Source organism: Nitrogeniibacter aestuarii, assembly GCF_017309585.1.
Lineage (GTDB): Bacteria > Pseudomonadota > Gammaproteobacteria > Burkholderiales > Rhodocyclaceae > Nitrogeniibacter > Nitrogeniibacter aestuarii.
Window position 1 is genome coordinate 4420800 of record NZ_CP071321.1, and the last position, 24832, is coordinate 4445631.

Annotated in this window: 26 protein-coding genes and 2 pseudogenes; 11 read left to right on the plus strand and 17 right to left on the minus strand. The window is 63.0% G+C overall.

Annotated elements, in window-relative coordinates; all coding sequences use genetic code 11:
- Positions 1-347: 347 nt before the first annotated feature.
- Positions 348-1998 (minus strand): annotated as a pseudogene (locus tag J0W34_RS20550) (N-acyl-D-amino-acid deacylase family protein).
- 458 nt (positions 1999-2456) lie between these two features.
- Here J0W34_RS20550 and J0W34_RS20555 point away from each other — a divergent pair.
- On the plus strand, positions 2457-3740 hold the full coding sequence (locus J0W34_RS20555) for an NADH:flavin oxidoreductase (RefSeq protein WP_230970029.1): 1284 nt from the start codon (positions 2457-2459) through the stop codon (positions 3738-3740).
- A 1269-nt stretch (positions 3741-5009) separates the two neighbouring features.
- On the opposite strand, the gene J0W34_RS20560 is transcribed toward J0W34_RS20555, so the two are convergent.
- Positions 5010-6095 carry an IS110 family RNA-guided transposase gene (locus J0W34_RS20560; RefSeq protein ID WP_230970030.1) on the minus strand — a complete coding sequence of 362 codons (1086 nt, stop codon included), beginning with the start codon at positions 6093-6095 and terminating at the stop codon, positions 5010-5012.
- 248 nt (positions 6096-6343) lie between these two features.
- On the opposite strand from J0W34_RS20560, the gene J0W34_RS20565 reads away from it, so the two are divergent.
- The 5 genes from J0W34_RS20565 (at position 6344) to J0W34_RS20580 (ending at position 8503) form a co-directional block, all read left to right on the plus strand.
- Positions 6344-6616 (plus strand): hypothetical protein, encoded by a 273-nt coding sequence (locus tag J0W34_RS20565; protein ID WP_230970031.1) that lies wholly within the window; start codon positions 6344-6346, stop codon positions 6614-6616.
- 101 nt (positions 6617-6717) lie between these two features.
- Positions 6718-7047: a hypothetical protein gene (locus J0W34_RS20570; RefSeq protein WP_227818184.1), complete on the plus strand. Its 330-nt coding sequence runs from the start codon at positions 6718-6720 to the stop codon at positions 7045-7047.
- An 84-nt stretch (positions 7048-7131) separates the two neighbouring features.
- Complete coding sequence (locus J0W34_RS22345) at positions 7132-7518, plus strand: hypothetical protein (RefSeq protein ID WP_227818183.1); 387 nt, start codon at positions 7132-7134, stop codon at positions 7516-7518.
- A 43-nt stretch (positions 7519-7561) separates the two neighbouring features.
- The gene (locus J0W34_RS20575) at positions 7562-7813 is read left to right on the plus strand and encodes a hypothetical protein (RefSeq protein WP_230970032.1); all 252 of its coding nucleotides are present in this window, start codon (positions 7562-7564) and stop codon (positions 7811-7813) included.
- Between the two features lie 513 nt (positions 7814-8326).
- The gene (locus J0W34_RS20580) at positions 8327-8503 is read left to right on the plus strand and encodes a hypothetical protein (protein ID WP_227818181.1); all 177 of its coding nucleotides are present in this window, start codon (positions 8327-8329) and stop codon (positions 8501-8503) included.
- A 371-nt stretch (positions 8504-8874) separates the two neighbouring features.
- On the opposite strand, the pseudogene J0W34_RS20585 reads toward J0W34_RS20580, so the two are convergent.
- A pseudogene (locus J0W34_RS20585) lies at positions 8875-9900 on the minus strand (IS110 family RNA-guided transposase).
- A 23-nt stretch (positions 9901-9923) separates the two neighbouring features.
- Here J0W34_RS20585 and J0W34_RS20590 point away from each other — a divergent pair.
- Positions 9924-10499, plus strand: coding sequence for a hypothetical protein (locus tag J0W34_RS20590; protein ID WP_230970033.1), 576 nt, complete (start codon positions 9924-9926; stop codon positions 10497-10499).
- An 18-nt stretch (positions 10500-10517) separates the two neighbouring features.
- A complete protein-coding gene (locus J0W34_RS20595) occupies positions 10518-11018 on the plus strand; it encodes a hypothetical protein (protein WP_230970034.1) in 501 nt (166 codons plus the stop codon).
- Positions 11019-11285: 267 nt separating this feature from the next.
- On the opposite strand, the gene J0W34_RS20600 is transcribed toward J0W34_RS20595, so the two are convergent.
- Positions 11286-12221 (minus strand): LysR family transcriptional regulator, encoded by a 936-nt coding sequence (locus J0W34_RS20600; protein ID WP_230970035.1) that lies wholly within the window; start codon positions 12219-12221, stop codon positions 11286-11288.
- Between the two features lie 106 nt (positions 12222-12327).
- Here J0W34_RS20600 and J0W34_RS20605 point away from each other — a divergent pair, with 106 nt between their 5' ends.
- Together J0W34_RS20605 and J0W34_RS20610 are read left to right on the plus strand one after the other, a co-directional pair.
- Positions 12328-12879, plus strand: coding sequence for a pyridoxamine 5'-phosphate oxidase family protein (locus J0W34_RS20605; protein WP_230970036.1), 552 nt, complete (start codon positions 12328-12330; stop codon positions 12877-12879).
- Entirely contained in the window at positions 12876-13469 is a 594-nt protein-coding gene (locus tag J0W34_RS20610) for a glutathione S-transferase family protein (protein ID WP_230970037.1), read from the plus strand. Before J0W34_RS20605 ends, J0W34_RS20610 begins: the two co-directional genes overlap by 4 nt.
- Here J0W34_RS20610 and J0W34_RS20615 read toward each other — a convergent pair.
- From J0W34_RS20615 to nifE, 9 genes are all read right to left on the minus strand, one after another.
- Positions 13466-13882 (minus strand): hypothetical protein, encoded by a 417-nt coding sequence (locus J0W34_RS20615; protein ID WP_227818175.1) that lies wholly within the window; start codon positions 13880-13882, stop codon positions 13466-13468. The genes J0W34_RS20610 and J0W34_RS20615 overlap by 4 nt on opposite strands.
- A gap of 2 nt (positions 13883-13884) precedes the next feature.
- Positions 13885-14220 (minus strand): hypothetical protein, encoded by a 336-nt coding sequence (locus tag J0W34_RS20620; RefSeq protein WP_230970038.1) that lies wholly within the window; start codon positions 14218-14220, stop codon positions 13885-13887.
- Positions 14221-14225: 5 nt separating this feature from the next.
- Positions 14226-14498, minus strand: a complete 273-nt coding sequence (fdxB, locus tag J0W34_RS20625) for a ferredoxin III, nif-specific (protein WP_227818173.1) — start codon at positions 14496-14498, stop codon at positions 14226-14228.
- A gap of 2 nt (positions 14499-14500) precedes the next feature.
- Complete coding sequence (locus J0W34_RS20630; RefSeq protein WP_227818172.1) at positions 14501-14719, minus strand: CCE_0567 family metalloprotein; 219 nt, start codon at positions 14717-14719, stop codon at positions 14501-14503.
- Between the two features lie 153 nt (positions 14720-14872).
- Positions 14873-15334 (minus strand): NifX-associated nitrogen fixation protein, encoded by a 462-nt coding sequence (locus J0W34_RS20635; protein ID WP_230970039.1) that lies wholly within the window; start codon positions 15332-15334, stop codon positions 14873-14875.
- Positions 15335-15367: 33 nt separating this feature from the next.
- On the minus strand, positions 15368-15784 hold the full coding sequence (locus J0W34_RS20640; protein ID WP_230970040.1) for a SoxR reducing system RseC family protein: 417 nt from the start codon (positions 15782-15784) through the stop codon (positions 15368-15370).
- Positions 15781-16254: a NifB/NifX family molybdenum-iron cluster-binding protein gene (locus tag J0W34_RS20645; protein WP_230970041.1), complete on the minus strand. Its 474-nt coding sequence runs from the start codon at positions 16252-16254 to the stop codon at positions 15781-15783. The genes J0W34_RS20640 and J0W34_RS20645 overlap by 4 nt, the downstream gene beginning before the upstream one ends.
- Positions 16217-17623, minus strand: coding sequence for a nitrogenase iron-molybdenum cofactor biosynthesis protein NifN (gene nifN / locus J0W34_RS20650; protein WP_230970042.1), 1407 nt, complete (start codon positions 17621-17623; stop codon positions 16217-16219). Before nifN ends, J0W34_RS20645 begins: the two co-directional genes overlap by 38 nt.
- A 9-nt stretch (positions 17624-17632) precedes the next feature.
- Positions 17633-19030 (minus strand): nitrogenase iron-molybdenum cofactor biosynthesis protein NifE, encoded by a 1398-nt coding sequence (nifE, locus tag J0W34_RS20655; RefSeq protein ID WP_230970043.1) that lies wholly within the window; start codon positions 19028-19030, stop codon positions 17633-17635.
- A gap of 227 nt (positions 19031-19257) precedes the next feature.
- On the opposite strand from nifE, the gene J0W34_RS20660 reads away from it, so the two are divergent.
- Positions 19258-19863, plus strand: a complete 606-nt coding sequence (locus J0W34_RS20660) for an OmpW/AlkL family protein (protein ID WP_227818166.1) — start codon at positions 19258-19260, stop codon at positions 19861-19863.
- A 120-nt stretch (positions 19864-19983) separates the two neighbouring features.
- On the opposite strand, the gene J0W34_RS20665 is transcribed toward J0W34_RS20660, so the two are convergent.
- From J0W34_RS20665 to J0W34_RS20680, 4 genes are all read right to left on the minus strand, one after another.
- Positions 19984-20304 (minus strand): DUF3325 domain-containing protein, encoded by a 321-nt coding sequence (locus tag J0W34_RS20665; RefSeq protein ID WP_227818165.1) that lies wholly within the window; start codon positions 20302-20304, stop codon positions 19984-19986.
- The gene (locus J0W34_RS20670) at positions 20297-21979 is read right to left on the minus strand and encodes a PepSY-associated TM helix domain-containing protein (RefSeq protein WP_227818164.1); all 1683 of its coding nucleotides are present in this window, start codon (positions 21977-21979) and stop codon (positions 20297-20299) included. Before J0W34_RS20670 ends, J0W34_RS20665 begins: the two co-directional genes overlap by 8 nt.
- Positions 21980-21992: 13 nt before the next feature.
- Complete coding sequence (locus J0W34_RS20675; RefSeq protein WP_227818163.1) at positions 21993-22346, minus strand: hypothetical protein; 354 nt, start codon at positions 22344-22346, stop codon at positions 21993-21995.
- Between the two features lie 74 nt (positions 22347-22420).
- Positions 22421-24826, minus strand: coding sequence for a TonB-dependent siderophore receptor (locus J0W34_RS20680; protein WP_230970044.1), 2406 nt, complete (start codon positions 24824-24826; stop codon positions 22421-22423).
- Positions 24827-24832: the final 6 nt, after the last annotated feature.

Here is a 24832-nt window from a genome sequence, read left to right on the forward strand (position 1 = left end):
TTTGTCGCGCCGCACCACCGACCATCCTCCACCCATGTCATGCGCCTGCCCCAAGGCTGACGCCGCATCGTGTTCCGTTGGGGTCATGGCGTTACGGGTGTATTCCCGTCAGCGCAGAAGATCACCACCGTACGCCGGCACGCCCCCCGCCCCCTTTATGTTGCGGCAAGCTGCGGTGTTGTTCTGATTCGGGAAACTGCCCGAAGACAGGCGGTCTTGTCGTGGGCGCTTTTCTGGCCCACCAGCGGGCCACGCGGATGATGACGTCAGGGGGCGGCGTCGATCGGGCGGCCGACGGACCGGATCGCCCGGTACGTCCATGGCCCGGGCCGCCACCAGCGCGGGGGTCACGCCGCTGCGCGCACCGTTTGCGGACCGCGCACCAATCGCCCCGGAAGCGCGTCCGTGAGCTGACCGTTGCGATGAACCACCCGGCCACTGACGATTGTCGCGGTGTAGCCCGCCGAGCGTTGCACCAGGCGCCGCCCGGCACTGGGCAGGTCACGCGTCACCTCCGGCGCGTAGAGGTGCAGCTGCTCAAGGTCGATCACGTTCATGTCGGCCTTGTAGCCCGGCGCCAGAATGCCGCGATCGTTCAGTCCGACGGCGCGTGCGGTGTCCCGCGACAGCATGCGCACCGCTTCGCCCAGGCTGAGGCGCTCGCCACGGCTGCGGTCACGCACCCAGTAGGTGAGCATGAAGGTCGGAAAGCTGCCGTCGCAGATCGTGCCGCAGTGGGCGCCGGCATCGCCCAGACCGAGCACCGCCCCGGGGTGGCGCATCATCGCCAGAGAGGTGTCGAGAGAGCCGTGTTCGTAGTTGCACAGGGTGACGTAGAGCATGGCGCGACCGTCGTCTTCGAGCATCAGGTCGTAGGCCAGCGCCTCGGGCCGGACGCCAAGGCGTCGGGCCCGTTCCTCGATGCTCTGCGAAGATGGCTGCTCGTAGTCGGGCGGGTCGCCCAACTGGAACATGTGGTGGAATTCGCGCGCGAGGCGCCCGAGCACGATGGTCGGGTCCGGGTCCGCCGCCTCGGACAGGATGCGCTCGCGCACTTCGGGCCGGCGCAGCGTGCGGATCTTTTCGTCGAAGGGCAGGTCCGACAGCGACATGTAGGTCGGGGTGGTGTAGAAGGTGTTCAGCGTCAGGTCGTGGCCGAGCATCACGCCGATGGCACGACTGAGCACCTGGGCGCGAATCGGCGGACCGGCCTCCTCCGAGCGCGCAGCCCAATCAAGCACCTCGTGCCAGCGCAGCGTCATGGGGCCGTAGCCACCTTCGAGCAGCGAAACCGACAGGGGGCGCCCGGCGCGGCGCGTCAGCCAGGGCCATGAGTTCATCTTCGGCGGCCTCGAAACTGGGGGTCGATTTACCGTCGCTGGAGCGGTGGAAGAAGGTACGCGAGGTGCTCAGACCGAGTGCGCCCGCCGCCATCCCCTCGCGCACCAGCGCCGCCATCTGCCGGCAATCGGCTGCCGTGGCGGGCGCCCGGTCGGCCCCTCGCTGCCCCATGACGTACACCCGCAGCGCCGCATGGGGCATCTGGCTGCACACATCCATGTCGAACTGCCGGTCGGAGAGGAAATCGAGGTATTCCGGGTAGGTCTCCCAGCGCCAGGGCAAGCCATCGACCAGCACCGGATGGGGGATGTCCTCGACGCCTTCCATCAAACGGATCAGCAGATCGTGCTCGTCCGCGCGACAGGGCGCAAAACCCACCCCGCAGTTGCCCATGACCACCGTGGTCACCCCGTGGGACGATGACGGCACCAGCCGCTGTTCCCAGGTCACCTGCCCATCGAAATGCGTATGGATGTCCACGAAACCCGGGGTCACGACCTGCCCCCGCGCATCGATCTCCTCGCGCCCGTGGCCGCTGACCACACCGACCGCCGCCACCCGGCCATCCTTGATGGCGACATCGGCAATCCGCGCCTCGCCACCTTGCCCGTCCACGACCTGACCGCCCCGCACCACCATGTCGTACGTCGAATTCATGGCTGCACACCTCCAACATTCCGGCGCACCATCCGCGCCCGAGTGACCCGGAGGCCGTGTGTCCCTGTTGCGCCGACGTGCAGACACACAGCTTCGGGCATGCGTCTGGAACGCTTCGAATTCTAGAAGTCCGATCCGGGGTGCGCTGAGACTTTCTGACGACTGGCGAGCGCTTCTGCCTGCGGACGTCGAGCGACCCCGTGGTCTGAATGCCTCTTTCGGACAGGCATCTGATTCCAAAGCAGTTTTTCCACCCGCGCCGAGACGGCGTTCGCGTCCGTTCAAGCCGTTAGCCACATGCTGCGCTCCCACCGCCGCCAGCGTCTTAGGCGCACCGCCCACTCCAATCAACTAAAACCAGGAGTGACACACGGCATTGCGCCGACGCCCCCCGAGCCGGCATCAATACACCCACGTGTTGCTGCATGGTGAGCGACCGCAACGTGGAGGACGGATAGATGACACCCGACCAGGACCTGCTTTTCTCACCCATCCGCATTGGCACGCTCGAACTACCGGCGCGGCTGTTCAAGACGGCCACCGCCGAAACCCGCGCCACCGCCGACGGCTTCGTCACCGACGCGCTGGTGGCCTTTTATCGCCTGCTCGCCATGGGCGATACGCCGCTGATCATCACCGGCAACATCTACGTGAGCCGGCAGGGCAAGTCGGCGCCGCGCCAGGTCGGGGCCGACCATGACGACAAGATTCCCGGGCTCAAGCGCATCACCGACAAGGTTCATGCCCACGGCGGGCACATCTTCGCCCAGCTCAACCACTGTGGCCGGCAGGTGATCCCCGATTTCGTCGGGGCCACCGATGTGGTCTCACCCTCCGACCGCAAGGACCTGCTCACCGGCACCCAACCCCGCGCGCTCACCGAAGCCGAGATCGCCACCATCGTCGCCGACTTCGGCGCCGCGGCGCGTCGCTGCAAGGCCGCTGGTTTCGACGGCGTGCAGATGCACTCGGCCAACGGCTACCTGCTCAGCCAGTTCCTCACCCCCTACACCAATCGCCGCGGCGACCGCTACGGCGGTGAGCTCGAGGCCCGCACCCGCTTCGGCTGCGAGGTGCTCGCGGCAATCCGCGCAGAAGTGGGGCCGGACTTCCCGGTCATCATCAAGATGAACGGCCATGACGACCTGTGGCTGCGCCGGGGCCTCAAGACCCACGCCCTGGTCGAGGCCGCGCGCATCTTCGAAGCGGCCGGTGTCGATGCGGTCGAGGTCTCGGTCGGCCACTACGAATCCGGCTTCCCCATGGTGCGCGGCACCTTCGAGCACTGCCTGCGGGCCATGGTCCAGGGCAGCATGGCGCACCTGCCCTTCTTCCGCCGCCACGGCATGCGCCTCTTCCGCCCCTTCGTGGCGCTGATGAGCAACTGGCTCTGGAAGGGCCGCGAAGGCTTCAACCTCGACTACACCCCGAGCTTCAAGTCCCGCCTGTCGATCCCGGTCATCTGCCTGGGGGGCTTTCGCACCCGCGCCGCGATGACCGACGCCCTTGAACGTGGCCTGTGCGATGCCGTCTCGGCCGGCCGCCCCTTCCTCGCCGACCCGTTCTTCTTCGCGCATACACGCGATCAAACAAGGGGCCCGCGTTGCGTGGATTGCAATGCCTGCGTGGGTCATCTCGGGGCGCAACCGGCTGACTGTTACCACCCCTATGTGAAGACTGAGAAAGCGGCGATGCTGGAACGGATGGGGATTGAAGCGGAGGTATTGCCGCCGGTGTCGTGACGGCTTCGGGCAGGCATTCACGCCAAGACGGGGCCTGGGGCATATGCGCATGTCGGATGACCCGAAGGCATCATCCGCGGTATCCGGTATTGCGAGCCTGCACGTGGCGGATGACGCGTTGCGCACCCGCCCTGGAACGAAGGGTGGTCGTATATCGAGCAGAAGCCGCCGTTCGAGATCACGCGTTGACGTCTGATTCGAAGCTGCCCCTCGCTCAGCAGCATGCCAACCGCAAGCTCAGATGGGTACAGGACATTCGAATGCAGGGCCAAATAACCATTGAGCATTGCGCCGCAGGTGGTGCCGAGGCACTATGAGACATCGTTCGGCGTAAGGCCCTTCGCGGGCGTTTTTGGGATAGTGCCCAACACGAGCCTGAGCCCCGTGCGCTGACGGGATTGCCTTCGCGGTTTAGGAGGCACTAAATGGAACGCGACCGTTGAAAACTAAAGCCTTTTCATCCAAATACAAACATGCCATAAGAGTGACGACGGAAAGTTTTCCGTCGTTTAGGACGTCTACTTATAGTTAGGCCGTTTATGTTCTGTCGCACTGACTATGACCAATTGGTACAAATTGAAGGCAACCGCCTCCAACACCTTGGGGCATATCGGGGGCTCTACTACATTTGCTACCCGCAGTACGCGTTTCAAGTTCCTGATGGTGAGGAATCAATCCGCATTACGCGCTCTCCGAAAACACAAGGAGACAACGGAGTACACTTTTGGCTTGCCGCAGAGCTTGCCGATAACTGGCGTGGGCGAGAGTCATATCTGCATAGTTACTTGTCAGGCGCCTATTTCGAGCCAATCGGTGAACAACCATTTAACGACTTGGTAGCAACACATTGCAGCAGTCTTATTGCCCCACCGATGCTTCCGTTGGTAAGTGGGCAGATATTTCTAGGCGCGCTGCTCATGTATTCCATGAGGACAGAGTTCTTCGTTTCAGCCATAGCGGAGTATGAGAATGAATTCATTCATTTTGCGTGGAAAACTACGGCCTAACAGGGCGTATATGGACTCCCCCACAAATCAAGTCTGATCGACAGTCTGGTTGAATCGGATAAATCACTTGCAGTCGTATATCCGGCATCTTGATTGGGCTCGCTTTGGCCCGTGCCGTCATGGAATCTGCCGGGAATGCGCCAATCGGTACAAACGGCAGGCAAGCTGCCGGAAGAGTTATCGGCGTCGGTTCCCGTCGGTGTGATCCGGTTGGCCATGATGGGCGATCAGTCTTGTGGCAAGTGGTGGTGGTTGAAACGGTTCAGTGCGCGGTGACGAAGGTGGCGCGGTTCATTTTTCGTTGCTCGCTGATGGTGTTCGATTCATAGGGCACGCCGTCTCTGAGCACTGCGTAGCAGATGCGGGCCATCTTGTTGGCCAGGGCGCAGGCGGCCTTGTTGTGGCAGGCGCGTTGTTGCACCTGAAGCGCCCATTGCCTGAGCGTGTCGATCTGCCTGCCGGCCTGAAGTGAGACGGTGGCTGCTCTGAGACTGGCTCGGGCGCCGTGGGTGAGCAGCATGCGCAGATATTTGTCACCCCGCTTGGAGATACGCCCCAGATGCCGGGTCGAACCGGAGGAGTACTCCTTGGGTGTGAGGCCGAACCAACTGGCGAAGTGCCGTGCGTCCTTGAAGTGACTCACATGCCCACCCGTGGCGGCCACCATGGCGGTGGCTGTGAGCAGCCCGATGCCCGGCACAGATAGCAGCGCCTGGCATGAAGCACTCTGTCGTGCGCATTGGCTCAATTGTTGTTCGATCTGGGCGATCCGTGCCTCAAGCAGGCGAATCTCTTCAAGCAACTGTCGAACAGGCTCTCGAATCAGCTCGGGCAAGGCGCTGGCCGGATCGGCCACGGCGCGGCTGATGGCTTCGATGCCGGTGCGGGCGCCTTGAGGGATGCCCAGGCCGAACTCGCGACAAAAGCCGCGTAGCGCGTTGATGCGCGAGGTGCTCGTACCCATCCAGAGCGAACGGGTGCGGTGCAGTGACTGCAATGCTTGCTGCTCGACCGACTTGATCTGCACCGGGCAGATGTCGGAAGCCCGGGCCGCTTCGAGCAGGGCGCGGGCATCGGCCGCATCGGTCTTGTTACGCCGGACGTAGGCACGTACATAGGCGGCCGGCAATAAACGGACTTCGATGCCTTGAGCGCCAAGCCAGCGCGCCCAGTGATGGGCTGAGCCGCAAGCCTCCATGATGACGAGGCGAACGGCACGATTGGCAAACCAGCGCTCGAACTGACTGCGGGTCAGGCGGTGTGATTCAATGGCTTCCCATTTGTCATTGGCCACGGCAATCTGGAATACACTCTTGGCAAGATCAACGGAAATGGTCGTAGCATTCATGTTGGACTCCTCCTCGGTGATTACCGATCCCCACGCCAATGACGACCGGTTGGTGCCATTGGGCGCCACAACGACGGGGGAGTCCATCCCATCAGTCAAGGTCGCTACGGCCTGCGGCCTCCGCTGGACGCGACGCAAGCGGCGCGCCCCTTACCTACAACGTTATGCGTCGATAGCTCCGTATGGCCTACACGACCTGCGCTAGGTGCGGCGAGACGTTTCACCTTCGGGTTACTTCCGGAGAAGCCGTGGATGCGCTGCGGAATGAAGAAAGCAATGGCGGCGTGCTTTGTTTCGGCTGCTTCAAGTCAATTGAAGAGCTTGATGTGGTTCAGGTCGTATCTTGCAATTCTGATGTGCCGCAGGCCGCAGTAGGCGAAGTTGGAGCCGTTCTAATGGTCCATACCGTCGCCGGAGAGCCGGCGGGCTATGAAATTGAGTGCGTCCTGCCAGACGGGACAAGCAAGTGGCAAGGCGTGTTTATGAGGGAACAAATCAAGTGGCTACCTTCGTCCCGCTGAGTGCGCCGCATAACATTTCCGTCAACACGGACCTGTGCAAGCGTGGCTTCGCCTCGCTTGCACAGGCCGGTTACGTCAACCGTTATAAATCAGAACGATAAATGGATCAGCGACAGAGTTACACGGTTTTCCTACCGGATTGGGAATACATATTGCCCAAGCTTTGTTCCATAATCGAAGCTTCGTATCAAGTAGGTGACTTCGCTTCATTTGAAGATAAGTTTTTAGCTTCAGAGAACGACGAAGCTTTTTGGTCGGTGCCTGGAGACTCAGGGTGTGAGCTATCAATCAAGCTAGAAAAATATGAAGGCTACCTGTTTGGTACACTAAACGGTGTTGGCAACGCATTTGCTTCTGGGGCGCAATTTTTGTGGGAGTCATATCTTTCGCAAGGTGGTAATCCAGAGGCCCAAGAGTCTCCGACCAAATGATTTATAACAAGGTTGTAAAAACCGTTCCGCTATGCCCCACTGGACGCGGCATTCGCCGCGCCTTTTACAACGGCGTTGGGCGTCATGAATATTCTTCGATTTCGTGAGCGAACTAGAACCGAGGGCCGCTTTATTCGGCAGGCGTCATCACGCGATGTATATGGGCATGTTGTGCTCGTGGTCGAGCCATCAAGTTCGCAGATGTTGTCCTTTTCGTGGGAAGTATCTTCGGAAGAGATACCACGTGAGTATTCTTCCGCTGTTCTGAACGGCATCACTGGACTACTTGAAAGGTTGGAATTGCATTGCGTTGAAACAACCGTGCGCGTAATCGGAGGCTCATTCAACGCTACGGATTCCAGTCCAAAGTGCTACACCGTCGCTGCTGGCTCAGCTTTTCAAGATGCAATCAGCAATTCCGGGGTCGTCACTGACGCCCAACAATTCATTCCACCGGACGCTGCGCGATAAAACCGCGCAGCGCCGGTGAATTTCGACGTTGGGCATCTTTGCCATGAAGCTTATCCCTGACGCCAAGATGGTTGATATTCGAATCGTTGAAGTCCCGTACCCATGGAAAGGGGTTGTGCCTGAACGTGAATTAGGTTCAATGGAAAACCGTAGCTTCATCAAGCTGGTCCATGAGCCAACGCATACGCCATTTTCAGTTGATGTTGGTTCCTCGGCGTTTGATGCAAACCAAATCGGTCGTCTCAGGGCAGAGGCGAAGCTGGCGTTTATTAAGGTACTGACCGGCGATGCCTAACAATCACATCAAGCCGCCCTTCGGGCTGGGACGCTGCGCTTCGCGCCGCGCCCCTTATGTTGGTCGTTAGCCATGCGCACGAGCTTTCCCGTTCCTGCAACATTCGATGATCTAACCGGCCGGCTGTGGCATCTCGGAGAAATTCCTGATGTCTCTGCATCGAACTGCCGTTCGGTTCTCGGCAGTCCAACGTTCGTCGAATATGATGAGTCCCGAACCTTCGGAGGTTTCGAGGATTGGTGGATATTTCGAGTCTCTAGTGACACGCTTGTCGTATTTTGCTACCGAATACCGTACTCATATTTGGCAATTCTCTCTAACCAGCCAGCCTCCAGTGACGCTCTGGTCTTTGCGCGAAGTATTTTCATCTCTAACCCAATTACGGTTTTCAACAGCCCTTATGAGAGCTGAGCAACATGGCTAACAATCACACCAAGTTCGCTCACTTTCGTTCGCTGGGACGCTGCGCTTCGCGCCGCGCCCCTTATGTAAATCGTTATACGCGAGAAGCTCGTGACATTTCTTGAAGCTGCAGCAATCTCAATTGGCGATCTGGTGGCGGCCCTGCTGGGCATGATCTTAGGAAAAGCTTTTAAGCTTGATCCAAAGAAAGCGAAAAAAGTTGGCGAGCTCGTGATCATTTGGACTCTCTTGCTCACCCTTTTATTGATTACATTTATATATTCATAAACGTCTTTAAATTTTGTATTTTGTATAATCAGTCGCTTCATCCGACCGTCAAAAAGCTGTGCTTTTCGCCGTTGGCTGAGCTGTCTACAAGGGCTTCCCCCCGAATATCAAGCATCGGTTCAAGTCATCTGATTCTCCGTTTTCGAATCGACACGGCGCTTGCTTGAAGCTGATGGACTGCGTGACTACAACCGGTCATGTTGGGACTCAATGGCCCGGACCCTGATGAAAGACGCGCGTAGGGGCCTCATTCGTTAGCCGGGCTCTGTGTTTCACACCCCTTAAGCTCAACAGGTACACCCCACGCGGGTCCAACCCGCTTCACATCAACGCTGTGTCGTCCTGCCGGAAACTGCTGTTGTTCGTCTGTCTCAATGGTCGGTCGTGCTGAGCCGGAACTGCTCCCCGTAGTGCAAGAGCGCCCAGACCAGTCGCGCGTTCTTGGCCGCAATGGCCACCGCCGCTTTCCAGTAGCCGCGTCGCTCCACCAACGCACGCGCCCATCGGCTGAAGCGATCCTGCTTGTCACCAAGTCCTGCCAGGATGGCTCTGGCCCCCATCATCAGCAATGATCGCAGGTAGGCATCACCGGCTTTGGTGATGCGCCCCAGTCGCGTCTTGCCCCCACTGCTGTACTGACCGGGCACGAGGCCGAGCCAGGCAGCCACCTGGCGGCCGTTCTTGAAATCGTGACCATTGCCGATGGTGGCCACCAGCGCGCCAGCGGTGGCCGGGCCGATACCGGGCAGTGTCATCAGTGCGCGAGCTTGGGCATCATCTCGGGCCATTTGCTTGAGGATGCGGTCGTATTCGTCGATACGGCGTTCCAGATCGGTGGCGTGTTCAAGCAGGTCGGTAACGCAGCGCCGGGCCCAGTCGGGCAGCGCATCGATGTGAGGGCGGATCTGAATGCGTAGCCGCTCGACCTTCAGCGGCAAGACGATGCCGAACTCGCTGATCAGCCCACGGATGCGGTTGTAGGTAGCGGTGCGCTCGGTGACAAAGCCCTGGCGCGTGCGGTGCGGGCACAGCACGCTTTACTGCTGTTCGTTCTTCACCGGCACGAAGCGCATGTGAGGGCGTTGCACCGCTTCGCAGATGGCCGCCGCATCCGCCGCGTCGTTTTTACCGCGCCGGCCGCTGAGCCGATAAGGGGCGACAAACTTGGGGGCCATCAATCGCACGGTATGACCGAGCTTCTCGAACTGCCGTGCCCAGTGATGCGCACCGGAGCACGCTTCCATGCCGATCAGGCACGGTGGCAAAGAGGCGACCAGATCAATCAGCTGCGCTCGCGCCACCCGGGGACGCACCAGCTCCGGCCTGCCTGATTGACCCACCCCATGCAAAGCGAATACGCTCTTGGCCAGATCGATTCGAAGGACAATAATGGTCATGGACTTCCCCTCCTGCGTGATTGATGAGAACCGCTATTCCCATCATGGCACCCGATGCCGAGTGCGGCTTCGCCCGCACTACCGGGACGGGGAAGTCCCTTTCATTCGTTAGCGGTAAAGAAATGAAATGCATCATTGCATTTTCGGCGTTGCTTCCGTCCTTGGTATTTGCTGGCGGTGATTACGTATCGGGGAAGGTAAGTGACTTTACCGGCAACGACGGAGAGTATTCATTCACCTTTGCTGCCGAAAGAACACTCGTCGGACTCGAGGCATGTTCAGTGCTCAAGGTTCATGTCACGCACAAGCGCGTACCTTGGTTGTCGTGGCTACCCTTTGTTCACTCAAGCCACCCAACCCAAGAGCAAACAAACATGGCAGCAGTAGTGCTTAAGCAAGCCGCAGAAGCAGGTCGCCCAGCGCTCTTTGGTTATCTGGGTGATGGTCTCATTGCTTCAGGTGCGCCATGCACTTTTAGGAGCCACGGTCTGTTGCTAGACGACAATGAGGGTAAAGAACTCGTGCTTTCTTTCTATGACAGGACGGGAGCCTCCGCTCACACTATGTTCCAGCGGACGCTCGAAGACTCGCGCAGCTGAATACGAGCGTTCGCCACGATGAACCGAACCGCCTTGGTGCGCCTTTTCGCGGTATTGCTGACAGCAGGGCTGCTGCTCGCGTTAGCACCTTTCTTCTCATCTCTTTCACCGAGTGAGCAGGCCATCGCGGCGCTTCCAAGGATCAAGGTTCCAAGCCTGGCCCCTGAGCAGTTCAAAATTGTCGAAAACCCGGTTTCAAACAATCAGTCACCATCGAAGCTGATGTTGCTTCGTCAAAAGAATGGGAAGTTGTTTGTTTGGTCAATTCCCGTGCGTGATGGTGTTTTTGCAATGCCTGATATTCACTGGTGGCGCCCAGGAATGTCATGCCCCTCGTTTGCTCCAGACTTTGCAAACGAAGTCATCGCGTGCACTGGCTCTGATCTCCCGGCGTGGTGGAGGGAGCACCTACGCTGGCATCTTGATGGAACAAACATCAGCGGTCGTGTCGACGACATGCCGCGAATCCAGGGACAGGAGCGCTTAGGTGAGTTCATATTTAGCATGCGTCGTGGCTAACTCGACCGGCAAGCGGGGCGGCTGTCGTCGCCTCTTCACTCTGCGTTAAACGTCCGCAATGAGGCGCAACCTGGCCTCTAGCGAGCCCCGTTATCCTCGGCGGGTCGATTGCCGCGACTCACCCATCCTCACCGCCCCCTCAAAGACTCCCCCACCAGCACCTTCGCCTTCAACACCATGATGTCCTCGAGCAATTCGCACTTGGCGGTCGTGTTCCTGATGGCCGATGCCGTTGCTGTAGACGGTCCAGCGCCCGTATCGGCTCGCTCAATCCGCCGTCGCAGGCCCTGCGTTGCGGGCGGAGATTGCGGCGCGCAGATGGGGCGACGCCCAGTTCACGAATGCGCGCACACGCGACGACATGAGGCGGCCCGAGGGCATGAGCAGGTGCACCGGCTCGGGCGGTGGCATCCAGTCATCCAGCACCGACACGAGACGGCCATCCGCCAGGGCGTCGGCCACCTGGTAGCCGAGGAAGCGGCCAATGCCCAGGCCCTTCAGGCAGGCGTCGAGCGCCACGGGGACCTGATTGGTGGCAAAGCGCTCCTGCAGGGCGATCCGCTCCCGCTGGTTGTTCTGCTGAAAGACCCACTCGCCCATGGCGCCAAAGCGGGCGAAGCCGACCATCTGATGCTGGCCGCGCTGAGCCGCCAGATCGCCCGGCACCGTCGGCACTCCGTGGCGCTGGAGATAGCCCGGACTGGCGCAGAGCACGCGGCGTGTCTCCCCCAGCCGGGCGGCGACCAGCGATGAGTCGGGCAACGACCCGATGCGCACCGCCAGATCGAAGCCTTCGTCGAGCAGGTCGACCACCCGGTCGAGCAGGATCAGCTCGGCGCGCATGCCCGGAAACGCGGCCAGAAAGTCGCTGACGATGGGCGCCACATGCAGGCGCCCGAACATGACCGGCGCGGTGATCAGCAAACGGCCGGCCGGGGCTTGCTCCCGATCGGTGAGCGCGTGCTCCATGTCGTCGATGTCGGCCAGCAGCCGTCGGCAACGCTCGAAATACGCCCGGCCTTCGTCGGTGAGCGCCATGCGCCGGGTCGTGCGATTGATGAGGCGTACGCCCAGCGTGTGTTCGAGCGCCGCCAGCTGGCGCACCACCGAGGCCAGCGAGCTGCCGGCGCGTTCAGCCGCGGCGGTCAGGCTGCCGGCTTCGACGATGCCGACGAACACGGTCATGGCTTTGAGCTTGTCCATAGGGCGCCAATTAGTGCGATTTGCGGAGTAATCAAATGCAGATCATGGCATTTATTCTGGATCACTGAGCAATGATGATGGTGGTGCCCGAGTCCCGGAGAGCGCCATGCCTGCCCATTTCGCCCGATTGACCTACACCCGCTCGGTTCAGCGCGTGCAGGAAACCTACAACGGACACCGCCTGACCCTGCCCGACGCGGCAACGCCTGCCGATCCCGTGGTGCTGGGCGAACGGGAGCGCAGCTTCATCGCGGCGCGCGACAGCTTCTACCTGGCCACTGTGAGCGAGACCGGTTGGCCCCATGTGCAGCACCGGGGCGGCGCCACGGGCTTCCTGCGCGTGATCGACGCTCACACGCTGGCCTTTGCCGACTACCCGGGCAACCGGCAGTACATCAGCGTCGGCAACCTGCAGCACTCGCCCCGGGCGGCGCTGATCATGGTCGATTACAACGCGCGCCGGCGGCTCAAGGTGCTGGCCGAGATCCGCGTGGTCGATCGGGAGGTGGCGGACTTCGACCTGCTCGACCGCCTCGCCGTACCCCACGGCCAGCCCTTCGAACGCGTGATGGTGCTCGACGTGCACGCCTTCGACTGGAACTGCAACCAATACATTTCGCCCCGTACGGGGCCTTCAACCACGGAGGAGACCCCATGAAACTCTATGATCTGGAACTGTCGGGCAATTGCTACAAGGTGCGCCTGTTTGCGGCGCTGACGCAGATTCCGCTCACCGTGACGCCGGTCGACTTGCCGGGCGGCGAGCACAAGCGCGCGCCCTTGATCGAACTGAATCCGTGGGGTCAGGTGCCCGTCCTCGAAGATGCAGACGTGGTGCTGCGCGACTCGCAGGCCATTCTCATCTACCTGGCCAGCAAATTCGGCAAGACCGACTGGTGGCCCGCCGAAGCCCTCGGCCAGGCAAACATCGCCCAGTGGCTGTCCACCTCGGCCAATGAAGTGCAGAACGGCCCCGGCGCCGCGCGCCTGGTGGACAAGTTCGGCTACGCGCTGGACAAGGCCGACGCCCTGCGCCGCGCGGACCGCGTCCTGCCGCTGATCGATGCGCATCTGAGCGCGCATGACTGGCTGGCCAACGGTCGCCCGACCATTGCCGACTGCGCGGTGATGCCCTACGTGGCACTGTCGCATGAGGGCGGTGTGGATCTGGCGCCGTACCCGAACATCCGCGCCTGGATCGAACGCATCAAGGCGCTGCCGGGCTTCATCGGCATGCCGGCGATCTAACCGAGCACGTGCTCGTAGGCGCGACGGATCAGTTGCTGATCCAGCGTCGAGAGGCGGCGCGCGTCCATCATGTTGATGAAGCGCCCGCCAGCGTGGCCAGCCGCCTCGAAGGGCGGGTCTTCCAGGGCGAAGAAGCCCATGAGCACGGGCACATCGCCCTCGGCCGTGGCCACCCAGGCGCGAAACTCGCCTTCGGCTTCCACCGCCGATTCGGGCAAGCCCAGGCGCACCGCGGCCGCCCGCGCATGCGCCGCCGGGTGGATGTCCACCGGAGACGACCAGTCTTCGTCACGAAGGCTGGCCTCGGGCGGCATGGGCTCGAAGGCCAGCAGGCCGTCGGGCAGGCACAGGAAGCGCACCATGGCGCTGGTCTTCTGCTTGTGCAGCAGGATCAGGCGGGGCGTGAGCGACATGGTCAGGCGGGCATCTCCATGAGCACCACGTCACCGCGCAGGGCGTCGGGCGTGCCCCACACCTGAACCGCCTCGACGAACTGGCCCGCCAGCCGCGGATGCGGCTGCAGCACCTGGTATTCGGCGAACACCCGGCCATCGGCAAAGAAGGTGGCGGTGCCGTAGCGTGCGCTACCGCGCCAGGTGGCGATCAGGGACGATTCCTTCGAGAAGGGATCGGTCTTTTCGCTCAGCTGCACAGCCGCCCAGCTCGGCTCGTCACCGATGGACAGGCCGAGCCTGGCCACCTGCGTACGGATGGCCTCGCAGACCGCCGCACCCACCTGGGGAGAGGGCACGTCCATCAGGCCGAGGTGTAGGTGTAACAGTCCTTCGGGCAGACGCGACCACAGGAGCCACAGCCGATACAGTCGGCGCCGTTGGCGATGGCCATGACCATCATGTTGTCGTCGTCTTCGTCCTCGTCGTCATCGTCGAGCTCACGCTCCACGAGGTCGAGCACGTTGCGCGGGCACACCTTGTAGCACCGGCCACAGCCGATGCACTTTTCCTGGTTGAGGGCATCCACGAAGGTGGGGGTCCACGCCTCGCCGCCACGGGTCAGTCCGGTAATCATGATCAGCTCGCCACTTCACTCAGCGCCGCCTGCAGGCGCGCGTTGGCATCGGCCCATGCCTTGCAGGCATCGTAGGTGGTCTGGGCGATGACGGGGATATCGTCGTAGGCCGCCGGCAGGCGATCTTCAACGAGATCGTGCAGTTCGGAGGCCTTTTCGGCGGAGATGCGCTTGAGCTTCTTGACCTCTTTCTCGAGCGCCTTGAGTTCTTCGTCGGTCATTGGATGACTCCTTTGATCGGTTGTTGATGCGTTCGCCGCTTGCGCCTCCCCCTTCCAGGGGAGGTCGGGTGGGGGATGGGTCTCATCAGTGATTCCCGGGCGAAAACCCCATCCCCACCCTCCCCTTGAAGGAGAGGGAGCGGCGCCCCTTCGTTACATGCCGGCCACGTCCGGGTGCTTGCCGATACGCTCGATGGCGATCGACAGCAGCTTGTCGGCCTCGTCCTTCATCTTGGACAGGGTCGGGAAGCCGAAGCGATGCACATCGCGCAGGGTCTTGTCGATCACCACCAGGTAACCCACGGTGATCAGCGCACGGCCGAACCCTTCATGCGTCAGATGGATGAGCGGCACGGCCAGCTGACGGCACTCTTTCTCGATGAGCACGGCAATGGCGTTGTAGAAGCACTTCACGCGCGCCAGGGTCTCTTCGTCAGGGTCGCCCACGATGGGGATATCGGCCTTCTTCTCCTTGGTGAGCACGAACGGGTCGAGCAGCTTCTCGATGGAGTAGCCGGCATAGGTGCCATAGGTGTCCAGGGCGCGCATCTGGCGCGACATTTCCTTGATGAAATCCGTCTCGAGGATCGGATCGTCTGCGACCACGTCAGTCATGGTGTTGCTCCTTCACAAAAGTTGAAATGCGTTTCAATCGTCCAATCGGGGTGTCACCCGCAGGGCAGGAATCACCCGCAGGGCGACACGTCCGATGGTCATGGCGCCGAGGAAACCGCCCACGGCACCGACGATGGCGGTGGTGTCCGAGCCGGTGGCATTGCCGATGCCGGCCCCGACCATGAGCCCGATGGCCGGCCATACGTAGCCGAGCAGGGCCTGAAGGGTGAGCGCGCGCACCGGCACACTCACCGTCACGTGCTCGCCTGGTCGCAGCTGGCGCGTCGCAGGCACCCGGAGCACGGTGGCGGGCAGGCCTTTGGCGACCTGACCGACCCCGCAACTGCTCCCGTGCCCACACGCGCTGCAGCCGCCCGTGTCCACCACCACGAGCGCCTCGCGCCCCTCGATGGCCTGGACAATGCCGGGGTGTGATAGACGTGCATTCATCCATCCCACCCTTCGTCGGCCATGTCCGCGAATCGGTCTTCGGACCGGTTCTGCGCCGCGATGGCCTTGTCCACCCAGGGGGTGCCGCCCTCGCGCATGGCGGTGGACAGCTCTTCGAGCAGGATGCGGATCTCGTCCACCTCATCGCAGCGGATGGGCTGTATGCCACGGGCCAGACACTGCTTGATCGCGGAGGCCCCCACGGCCATCACGTACACCGCCTGGCAACCGTCCAGAAAGCCGATCTTGGCGGCCAGCTTGTCCTCGTTACCGTCCTGGGCTTCGGCGGCAAACTCGCCATAGCCGACGAGGTTGGCCTTGCCGGGCTCCACGTCGTAGATGGCAAAGGCTTCGGCCGAGCCGAAGTGCTGATTGACGCGCTCCCGGTCGGTGGAAGCAAAAGCAACTCGAATCGTCACGGCCGGTTCCTCCTTAATGGACCACGCCAGCTGCAGTCGCCGGTTCGCCATGGGTTTCTCCTGCGCCTTCGGACGCGCGGTAGATGGATCGATAGGCTTCGATTTCATGGTGTGCCCCCAGGATGAGGTTCGCGAGGTCGAACAGGGCCTGGCGCGAGCCGCGATAGCCCACCCAGGTGCGTGCATAGCCGCCCACCAGGTCGTACTGGGGAAAGCCGATGCGCATGAGTGGAACGTCGAGCCGGTGCGCGGTCTCGGCGCCATGGGAATTGGTCATGAGGAACTGGGCACCGCCCTTGCGCGCCGCCTTTTCGAGATCTTCCAGATCACCGACCAGCACCTGGTCGACCGGCAGGTCGGCCAGGGCCGGGCCCTTGGCGGGGCTGACGGCGCCGACAATCTCGGCGCCCATACCGGTCATGAAGCGGGTGATCTGGCTGAGCAGGTCGGGGTCGGCGGCCACACCCACACGGGCGAAGCCGAGCATGAAATGCGCGTCGACCATGGCGTCCTGCAACTGGGCACGATGGCGGTCGATACGTGCCGGCACCGGTTTGCCGGAAATCTCCGCCAGGGCCAGAGTGAAGGCATCGCAGGTGTCCAGCCCCATCAGTCCGTCAAAACGGTAGTCGGGCACGCCGGTGCGCTCACGCAGCCGGTCGGCCGCCTTGTAGAGCGACGGACCGATCACCAGCGTGGCGGCCGACTCGCCCATGGCCGTGATCTCGGCGCGCGGCGTGCCGCCCAGGGTGTAGGGGGCATGCGGCTGGAAGGCCTGGTCGGTGAGGTGCCCGTCGAGCGAGTCGCCCACATCGGGCAACACCACGGCACGCATGCCGAAGGCTTCGATCCATTCGCGGATCGCTTCGACATCACCGGGGGTGAGCATGGACGAGGCCAGCACATTGACCTGCTTGGGGCGCTTGCCGGCCAGGTTGCTCGTCGGCACCAGGGTGTCGATGATCGCCTCCACCGCCAGCGCAAAGCCCGACTCGAAACAGCCCACATAGTCCGGCGTGTTCACCGGCACCACGGTCACGTCATCGAACTCCGGAAACTGGCTGCGAAACTCGCGCACGCTGCGATGGATGTCCGTGCCCTGGGTCTCGGACAGGCCCGTGGTCACCAGCCCGATCACATCCGGCCGGGTTTTCGAGGCCAGCGTGTGCAGGGCCTGCACCACGTTGTCGTCGGCACCCAGAATCGTGGAGACCTGATCCATGGCCGTCGTCTGCAAGGGGATCGGCTCGCGGAAGTGGCGCACGAAAAACACCTTGCCGAAGGCGGTGCAGCCTTGCGAGCCGTGCATCAGCGGCATCGAGCGACCGAGCCCGAGGAAGGCCAGCGAGGCGCCCACGGGCTGGCTCACCTTGAGCGGATTGACCGCCAGCGCTTTCTTGGTGGGGATGATGTCAGCCATGTTCGTGCCTCACGCGCTCATCAGGGCGCCACTGGTGCCCTGGCCCCAGGGCGCAGGACGGCGGACCGCCTCCCACACCGGGCTGTTCATGGAAAGCGCCAGCTGGCGCGCCAGCTCGGCCATGCCGGCGTAACCGGCGTAGGCGAATTCCCGCTCCTGGTTGATGTCGAGGAAGGGAATCTTGGCCTTCAGGGCGGTGTAGAGATTGCGGCCCCCGGCAATGAGGATGTCGGCCTTGTATTCGCGATAGACATCGAGCAGGGCCTTGGGGCTGCCGTCCTCGATCATCTTGGTGTCGTCGCCCATGATCTCGCGGATGCGCGCCTTGTCTTCTTCGGTGGACTTCTTGGTCCCGGTGGCCACCACCTTCATGCCCAGATCCTGCAGGGCCGAGACGATGGACCAGCTCTTCACACCGCCGGTGTAGAGCAGCACGCGCTTGTCCTTGAGCAGGGGCCGCCAGGGTTCGAGCGCCGCCATGGCCGCGGCCGTCTCGCGGGCGATGACGATCTCGGTGCGGGTCTTGAGGTCTTCGTCACCGATCAGCTCCGCAAAGCCGCGCAGGGCGGCGTTCATGTCCTCGATGCCGTAGAAGCTGCCCTCGAAGAAGGGCACGCCATGGTTGTCCTTGAGCTTGCGCGCCACGTTGAGCAAGGCCTTGGCGCACACCACCATGGTGGCGTCGGCCTTGTGCATGGTCTGCACTTCGCGGAAACGGGCATCCCCCGACAGGGTGCACAGAATGCGGTAGCCCAGCTCGTCGAAAAGCGGATGCACATGCCAGAACTCGCCGGCGATGTTGTATTCGCCGATCAGGTTCACGTCGTAGGTGGGGCGCCCGTCGATGCGCGGCGGTGCCGGCTCGGGCTCGGCGGTACCGACCACGTACTTGAACATGGCCTCGCCGGCGATGCGGTTGCCCAGATTCTTGGTGCCGTAGAAGCCGGCGGCATCCACCGGCACCACCGGCACGCCCCAGCGCTCGGTGGCGGCTCGGCAGGCGGCCTCCACATCGTCACCGATCAGCGCGGTCACGCAGGTGTTGTAGACGAACACCGCCGCCGGCGCGTAGCTCTCGATGGCCTGCTTGATGGCGTGAAACAGCCGCTTCTCGCCGCGCCCCATGACCACGTCGGTCTCGGACAGGTCGGTGGTCATCCCGATGCGATAGAGCTGCGGGCCGGAGGAGCGGGTGCCCCGGTTGTCCCAGCTGGAGCCGGCACATGCGATGGGGCCGTGGACGATGTGCGCCACGTCGGCAATGGGCAGCAGGGCGATCTGTGCGCCGTCAAACGAACAGCCACCGGCCGCCGCACCCGGCTTGGGGCGGGCACATCCGGACTTCTCTTTCGTGTTGTGACTGCAGGCCGGCTCGTCGAGCAGGGCCTGGATATCGCTGGCTTTCATGGCGTTCTCCACGGTTGCAGTGGAGATTTAGCAAGTAGGGTGCCAACGCCAAGCCATTGTTTTCAATGGATTCTGATGTTCACCCCCCATGTCACAAACACGACAATTCGCAGCAAACGCGCCTTGAGTCGCGATGTCGACATTGATACAGATCATTAACCCTTATAACGAAATGGTTAAAGTCGCCGCCAAGCTTGATTTCAAATCACCTGTACCGAGGCCAGATCATGAAGAAAACCCTGCTTGTCGCTGCCATCGCCGCCACCCTGAGCGTCCCCGCCTTTGCCCAGTCCCAGGGCGACTGGATGGTCCGCGTACGTGCCGTAAATATCGACACCGCCAACAAGTCCGACGCCATTGCCGGCCTCGCGGGCAAAGACGACATCCATGTGAGCGACAAGGTGATCCCGGAAGTGGACATCAGCTACTTCATCACCCCCAACATCGCCGCCGAGCTGGTGCTCACCTACCCGCAGGAACACAACGTCAAGCTCAACGGCACCGACCTGGGTACCGTCGAGCAACTGCCGCCCACCCTGCTGCTGCAGTACCACTTCATGCCCGAAGCCCAGTTCCGCCCCTATGTTGGTATCGGCGTGAACTACACCCTGTTCACCAATGACGAGCTGATCATGGGTCTGGAGACCGAAGACAGCAGCGTCGGCCTCGCCCTGCAAGTGGGTATGGATGTGAAACTGGCCGACCAGTGGTACCTGAACGTGGACGTCAAGAAGATCAAGATGGGCACCGACGTGAGCATCAACGGCAACAAACTCACCCATCTGGACATCGACCCGTGGCTGGTGGGTATCGGTGTCGGTTACCGGTTCTGAGAGCGCCGGTCACGGGGCGTCACCCTCCCTCTCGACTCCCTTGCTTTGACCGATTCGGGGCGCATTGGCGCCCCGTTTTTTCGTCCGTCGCCGGCTCGTGCTGCCCGCCCGGCAACGGGATCACCCCCGGGCCGGAAACGCCAACGGCCTGAGCCAGTGCGCCCGCCAGGCAAGCACCTGCGCAATCAGGAGGCCGGCGCCCGCCAGCAACATCCACCAGACAAGCACCGCCATCGACGGTCGATCCGCGATGAAGCAGCACACCGCGCAGAGCACCAGCGCCAGCCCGCCGGCACGGCGCAATCGCACGGCAACGCCCCCGCACAATACCGCGTCGCGCCCCACCACCTGACGCCAGTGCACCTCCAGACTGAGGGCCAGCCAGCCCATGCCGGCGACGGCGCAGAGGGCGGCCAGACACAACCAGATCGCTTCAGCCATGGGCCCCCTCCGCGACGGTGGATGAGACGCAAAGCTGTTGCCGCCCTTCGAGTTTTCGTGCCGCCCAGATGCTCACGGCGGCAGTGGCCAGCAACGCGAGATCGACCCCGGCCACGGCCCAGTAGGGGTCGGTCACCATCGTCTTGATCAGATGGTCGCCGGTGGTCAGCCAGTTCAGGCCGACCGCCATCAGGGCGAGCCAGGCAATGGCCCGGCATTGCTCCCGCCAGGCCGGGTTCATGCGCGCCTTGAGCACTGGCCGACTGCGCAGCCACGCATGCCCCAGGGTGAGCAGCCACAGCCCCCAGAAGGCGAGTTTTTCCCACGCCCCTTTGCCGTCCACCTCCGGCGGCAACAGACGATTGACCACCAGCATGCCCACGGCCGCCATCACCATGCCGGTGACGGTGGTCACCGCCAGCGCATCGACCACGCGTGCGCCCTGACTGCCGGTGTCGGCATGCATGCGCCTGCGCTTGCCCACGAAGAAGATGAAGCCCGTGGCGATGCAGACGCAGCCGATCAGCCCGCCCAGCACGTAAAGCCATCTGAGCAGCCAGTGTTCGAAGTGCTGCAGATGCAGGCCGGTGAGGAATTCGTTGATGTGCCCGACCGCGCTGGGCGGTGGTTCCTCGCGCAGCACCTCGCCGGTACTGGCCTTGAAGTGGATGGCCTGCCCGACCAGCGCCACTTGGTCGCTGCCGGCGCGATACAGGCTGACATAGCTGTTGGCGTCTCCCAGATGCTCGATGGTGAGCAACCCCACGTGGCCCGGCATGTCGCGCGCTGCCCAGCGGCGCCGGGCCTCGGCCACCATGGCGTCGACCGAGGCCAGCGGCGCGGCGATGCCGGCCGGTTCATGCGGCAGCCCGGTGTGCTGCGCCTCGAGCACCTCATGCTGCTTGTGCAGGGGTTTGAGCAGGGTCTGGCTGGTCGGGAAGTACACCGTGCCGGCAAAGATCACCAGCCCGGTCAGCGCGAAGAAGAAGTGGAACGGCAGGGCCACCACACCGGTCAGGTTGTGAAGGTCCAGCACGCTGCGCTGGGTACGCCGCCGGGGCCGGAAGGTGAAGAATTCGCGAAACATCTTGCGGTGCATGATCACGCCGCTCACCAGCGCCACCAGCATGGTGAAGCCGGCCACACCGACCAGCCAGTAGCCCAGGTTCAGCCACGGCCAGTTCAGTTGGTAGTGCATGGGATAGAACCACTCGCTGCCGATCTTGAGCGCGTCCGCTTGCAGGAACCGGCCCGAGCGCGGATCGATGGTCGCCCACCCATGCACATGCGCGTGCTCGTCAGCCGCGTCCTTGAGCCGGTTCGGCACATCGAATTCGGCGCCGATCTGAAGCACCGGGTCGCGGTGCGTGGTGTAGGCCCACAGCGACGCCATGGGCAGGGTCTCCGGCGCGGGCAACGGCCCCACGACACGCGCCTGGGTCGCCGCCATATCAACCGGATGCGGCTTGAGCTGCGCATACACCGGTTGCAGCACCGCATCGAAGCTGGGCATCGGCTGCGGGTCGAAGCGTGTGTCGGGAATCGCCCACCGGTCGATCTCGCGATCGAACACCGACAGGGTACCGAAGAAGAAGACGACCATCAGCACGAAGCCGAGCACCAGGGCCATCCAGGTGTGCAGCCAGGCCATGGCCTGGCGGAAGTGGGAGAACATCGCCAAGGCCTCCTCAGGAAAGCATCATCTGCTGCACGCCCCAGGCGGCAGCCGTCATTGAAATAGCGCCGGCCACCAGGACTACCCAGACGCGCACCAGCCGGGCGGCGGCAAAGGCCCAGAGAAACAGCGACAGATAGACCGGAAAGACGAGCAGCAACAGCGCTGTTTCGGCTTCGTGGAAATCGATGCCCAGCGCCACCGACCCCGCCATGCCCAGCGAGACGAAGCCCCAGGCAAAGGCATAGCCCCCCAGCAGCGCAAGCGCCAGGCGGTGAAGGAGCGCCCATGACGGTCGCCTGCCGGGCGCGTCGGTATTGCCCCGATCAGGGGTCGGGGCGGTGTCCTGTGAAGTTGCACTCGTCATCGTTCTGCCTTTGCTTCAATAGGTATCGTCGACTGGACGCACCGGAGGCCGGGCGGTCCGGCCTCCGGGCGCGCTCACAGCGTGTAGTCGAGCGACAACAGCATGGTTCGGGGGGCGCCGTAGATGGCGCCGTACTGGACCGTCCGCAGATATTTCTCGTCGAACAGGTTGTAGACGTTCAGGCGCAGGGCGGCCTTGTCGCTCAGTCGGTAGGTCGCGAAGGCGTCGGCGATGGTGTAGGCGTCCTGCCACGCGCCCCCGTCCTTGGAGACGTCGGACTGCCAGCGCACGGCCGTCCCCACCCGCAGGTCGGGCAGCCCGGGCACGCGGGTGTCGACACGGAGCTTCAGGGTGCGACGCGGCACCCATTCGTAGATGTCCTTGCCGTCTTCGCCGGTCAGCCTGAGCGCGGTGTAACCGGCGGTGATCCGGGTATCCGCGCCGATCTGCCCCGTGGCTTCGATTTCGATGCCGCGCGAGGTCACATCCCTCGGCTCGTAGTAGTTGCGCTGGGCAACCGCGTCGAACCCGGCGATGGTCGCCAGCCCCTGCTGCTCGGCGGAGAACACGGCGAAGGTGGTCAGCAGCTTGCGATCGAGCCATTCCGCCTTGACCCCGACCTCGGCATTGACGCCCTTCATCGGCGCCAGGAAGGCGCCATTGATATCGCGCTGGTCCTGCGCCTGGAAGATGTCCGAATACGAGGCATAGGCCAGCGCGTCGGGCGTGATGTCGTAGGTCACCCCGACATACGGACTCGCCTTCTCGGTGGTTTCGTTGTCGAGATTGGTGCCGCCGCCATAGATGGCCGTCCCGTCCCGCGTCAGACGGATGGCATTGACCCCGACGATGCCCTTGAGCCGGTCGGTGAGCGCCAGGCGGGTGGCGGCATACAGGCGGGTGATGCGCTGGTCGCCATCCGAGGCCACGCTCCTGGCACCCCAGTCGGGCTCGGGATAGACGTCGCCGGCATACGGAAAGGCCGGCAAGACCGGGAAGGTGGCCCCCGCATACGAGTAGGTGAGCGATGTCTGCTTCGAATGGCTCAGCCCCAGGACCGCGTCATGCTGGCGGCCAAAGGCGTCGAACCGACCGGTGAGATTCACATCGACGATATCGCTCTTCGACTCGCTCTGGCTGCGGTAGGGCCAGCCGATGAGCCCGGTGTTGTCGTTGTTCAGATAGCCGGTCAGCGAGTAGGCGTAGAACAGCCGGGTGCTGCCATCCCCCTCGGTGTGGTTGTAGCTCAGCTTGGCTTCCCAATCGGGCGACAGCGCGTGCAGGTACTCCACAAAGGTGTTGACCGACCGATTGTTCCAGCGTGTCCAGTCCTGCGAGGTGGAGGCCGACACATCGAAATCGGCCAGGGTGCCGTCCGCATAAGGCAGCGTCAGCGAGCCCCACATGGGCGAACGTTGCCGGGCGTCCTGGTAGGTCAGACCGAAGGTCAGCACGCCGTTGTCACCGACCTGCCCTTCGAGCACCCCGTAAATGGCGGTGCGCTTGTCGTGCAGTGCGCGCAGGTGCGAGTCCTTGTCCTCGTGCGCCACCACCAGCCGCCCGGCCCAGCTACCGTCCTCGGTCAGCACCTTGTTGTAGTCGAGCGCCACACGTTTGAAGTCATGCGAGCCGCCGGTGATCTGCACCTCGCCGCCATCGTGGTTGGTGGGCCGCTTGCGCACGAAGTTGATGGTGCCCGACGCGTTGCCAACCCCGGTGAGCAGGCCGTTGGCCCCGCGAATCAGCTCGATCTTCTCGAACAGGAAGGTATCCATCTGGCCTTCCACCAGCCCCCAGTCGTTGGTCATGCCCATGCCGTCGATCTGGGTGAGCATCACGTCGAAGCCACGGGCGTTGTAGCCCGTCCGGTTGGTCTCCCACGCTTCCACGTTGATGCCGGTGCCCATGCGCAGCGCGTCGTTGCTGGAGCTGATGCCGAAGTCACGCAGGCTTTCCTGCTCGATGGTGCTGATCGTCTGCGGCGTGTCCTTGATCTCCATGGGGAGATTGGTGGCCCCCTTCGAGACGCGGAACTCCCGTTTGTACTGGACGGACACCGTGGGCAACTGCACCGGGGCCTGCGGTTTGGCCGCCGGGGCCGGTCGCAGCACATAGCGCCCCTGGTCATCGGTCGCGGCCTTCAGGCCGGTTCCGGCCAGCAGGGCCGCCAGCGCCGCGTCGGGCGTGAGGCGGCCCTGAACACCGGGGCTCTGCCTGCCCCGCGCCAGTTCGGTGCTGCCGGAGAGCAACACCCCCGATTCGCCCAGGAAGCGCGTCAGCACCGTGTTCAACGGGCCGGCGGGGATGTCATAGCTGCGCGCGCTGGCCGCCGCAGGGGCTTGCGCCTGGGCAGCGCCGATCCAGCCGGCGGCAACGCCGCCCAGCAGCAAATGGACGGTGAGGGCCGTGGTGCGCAGGGCGTGGCGTGGCACCGGCGTGTGGCACGCGAGCCGGCCATGCGGCGATGGGTGACGAGTCATTCGGAT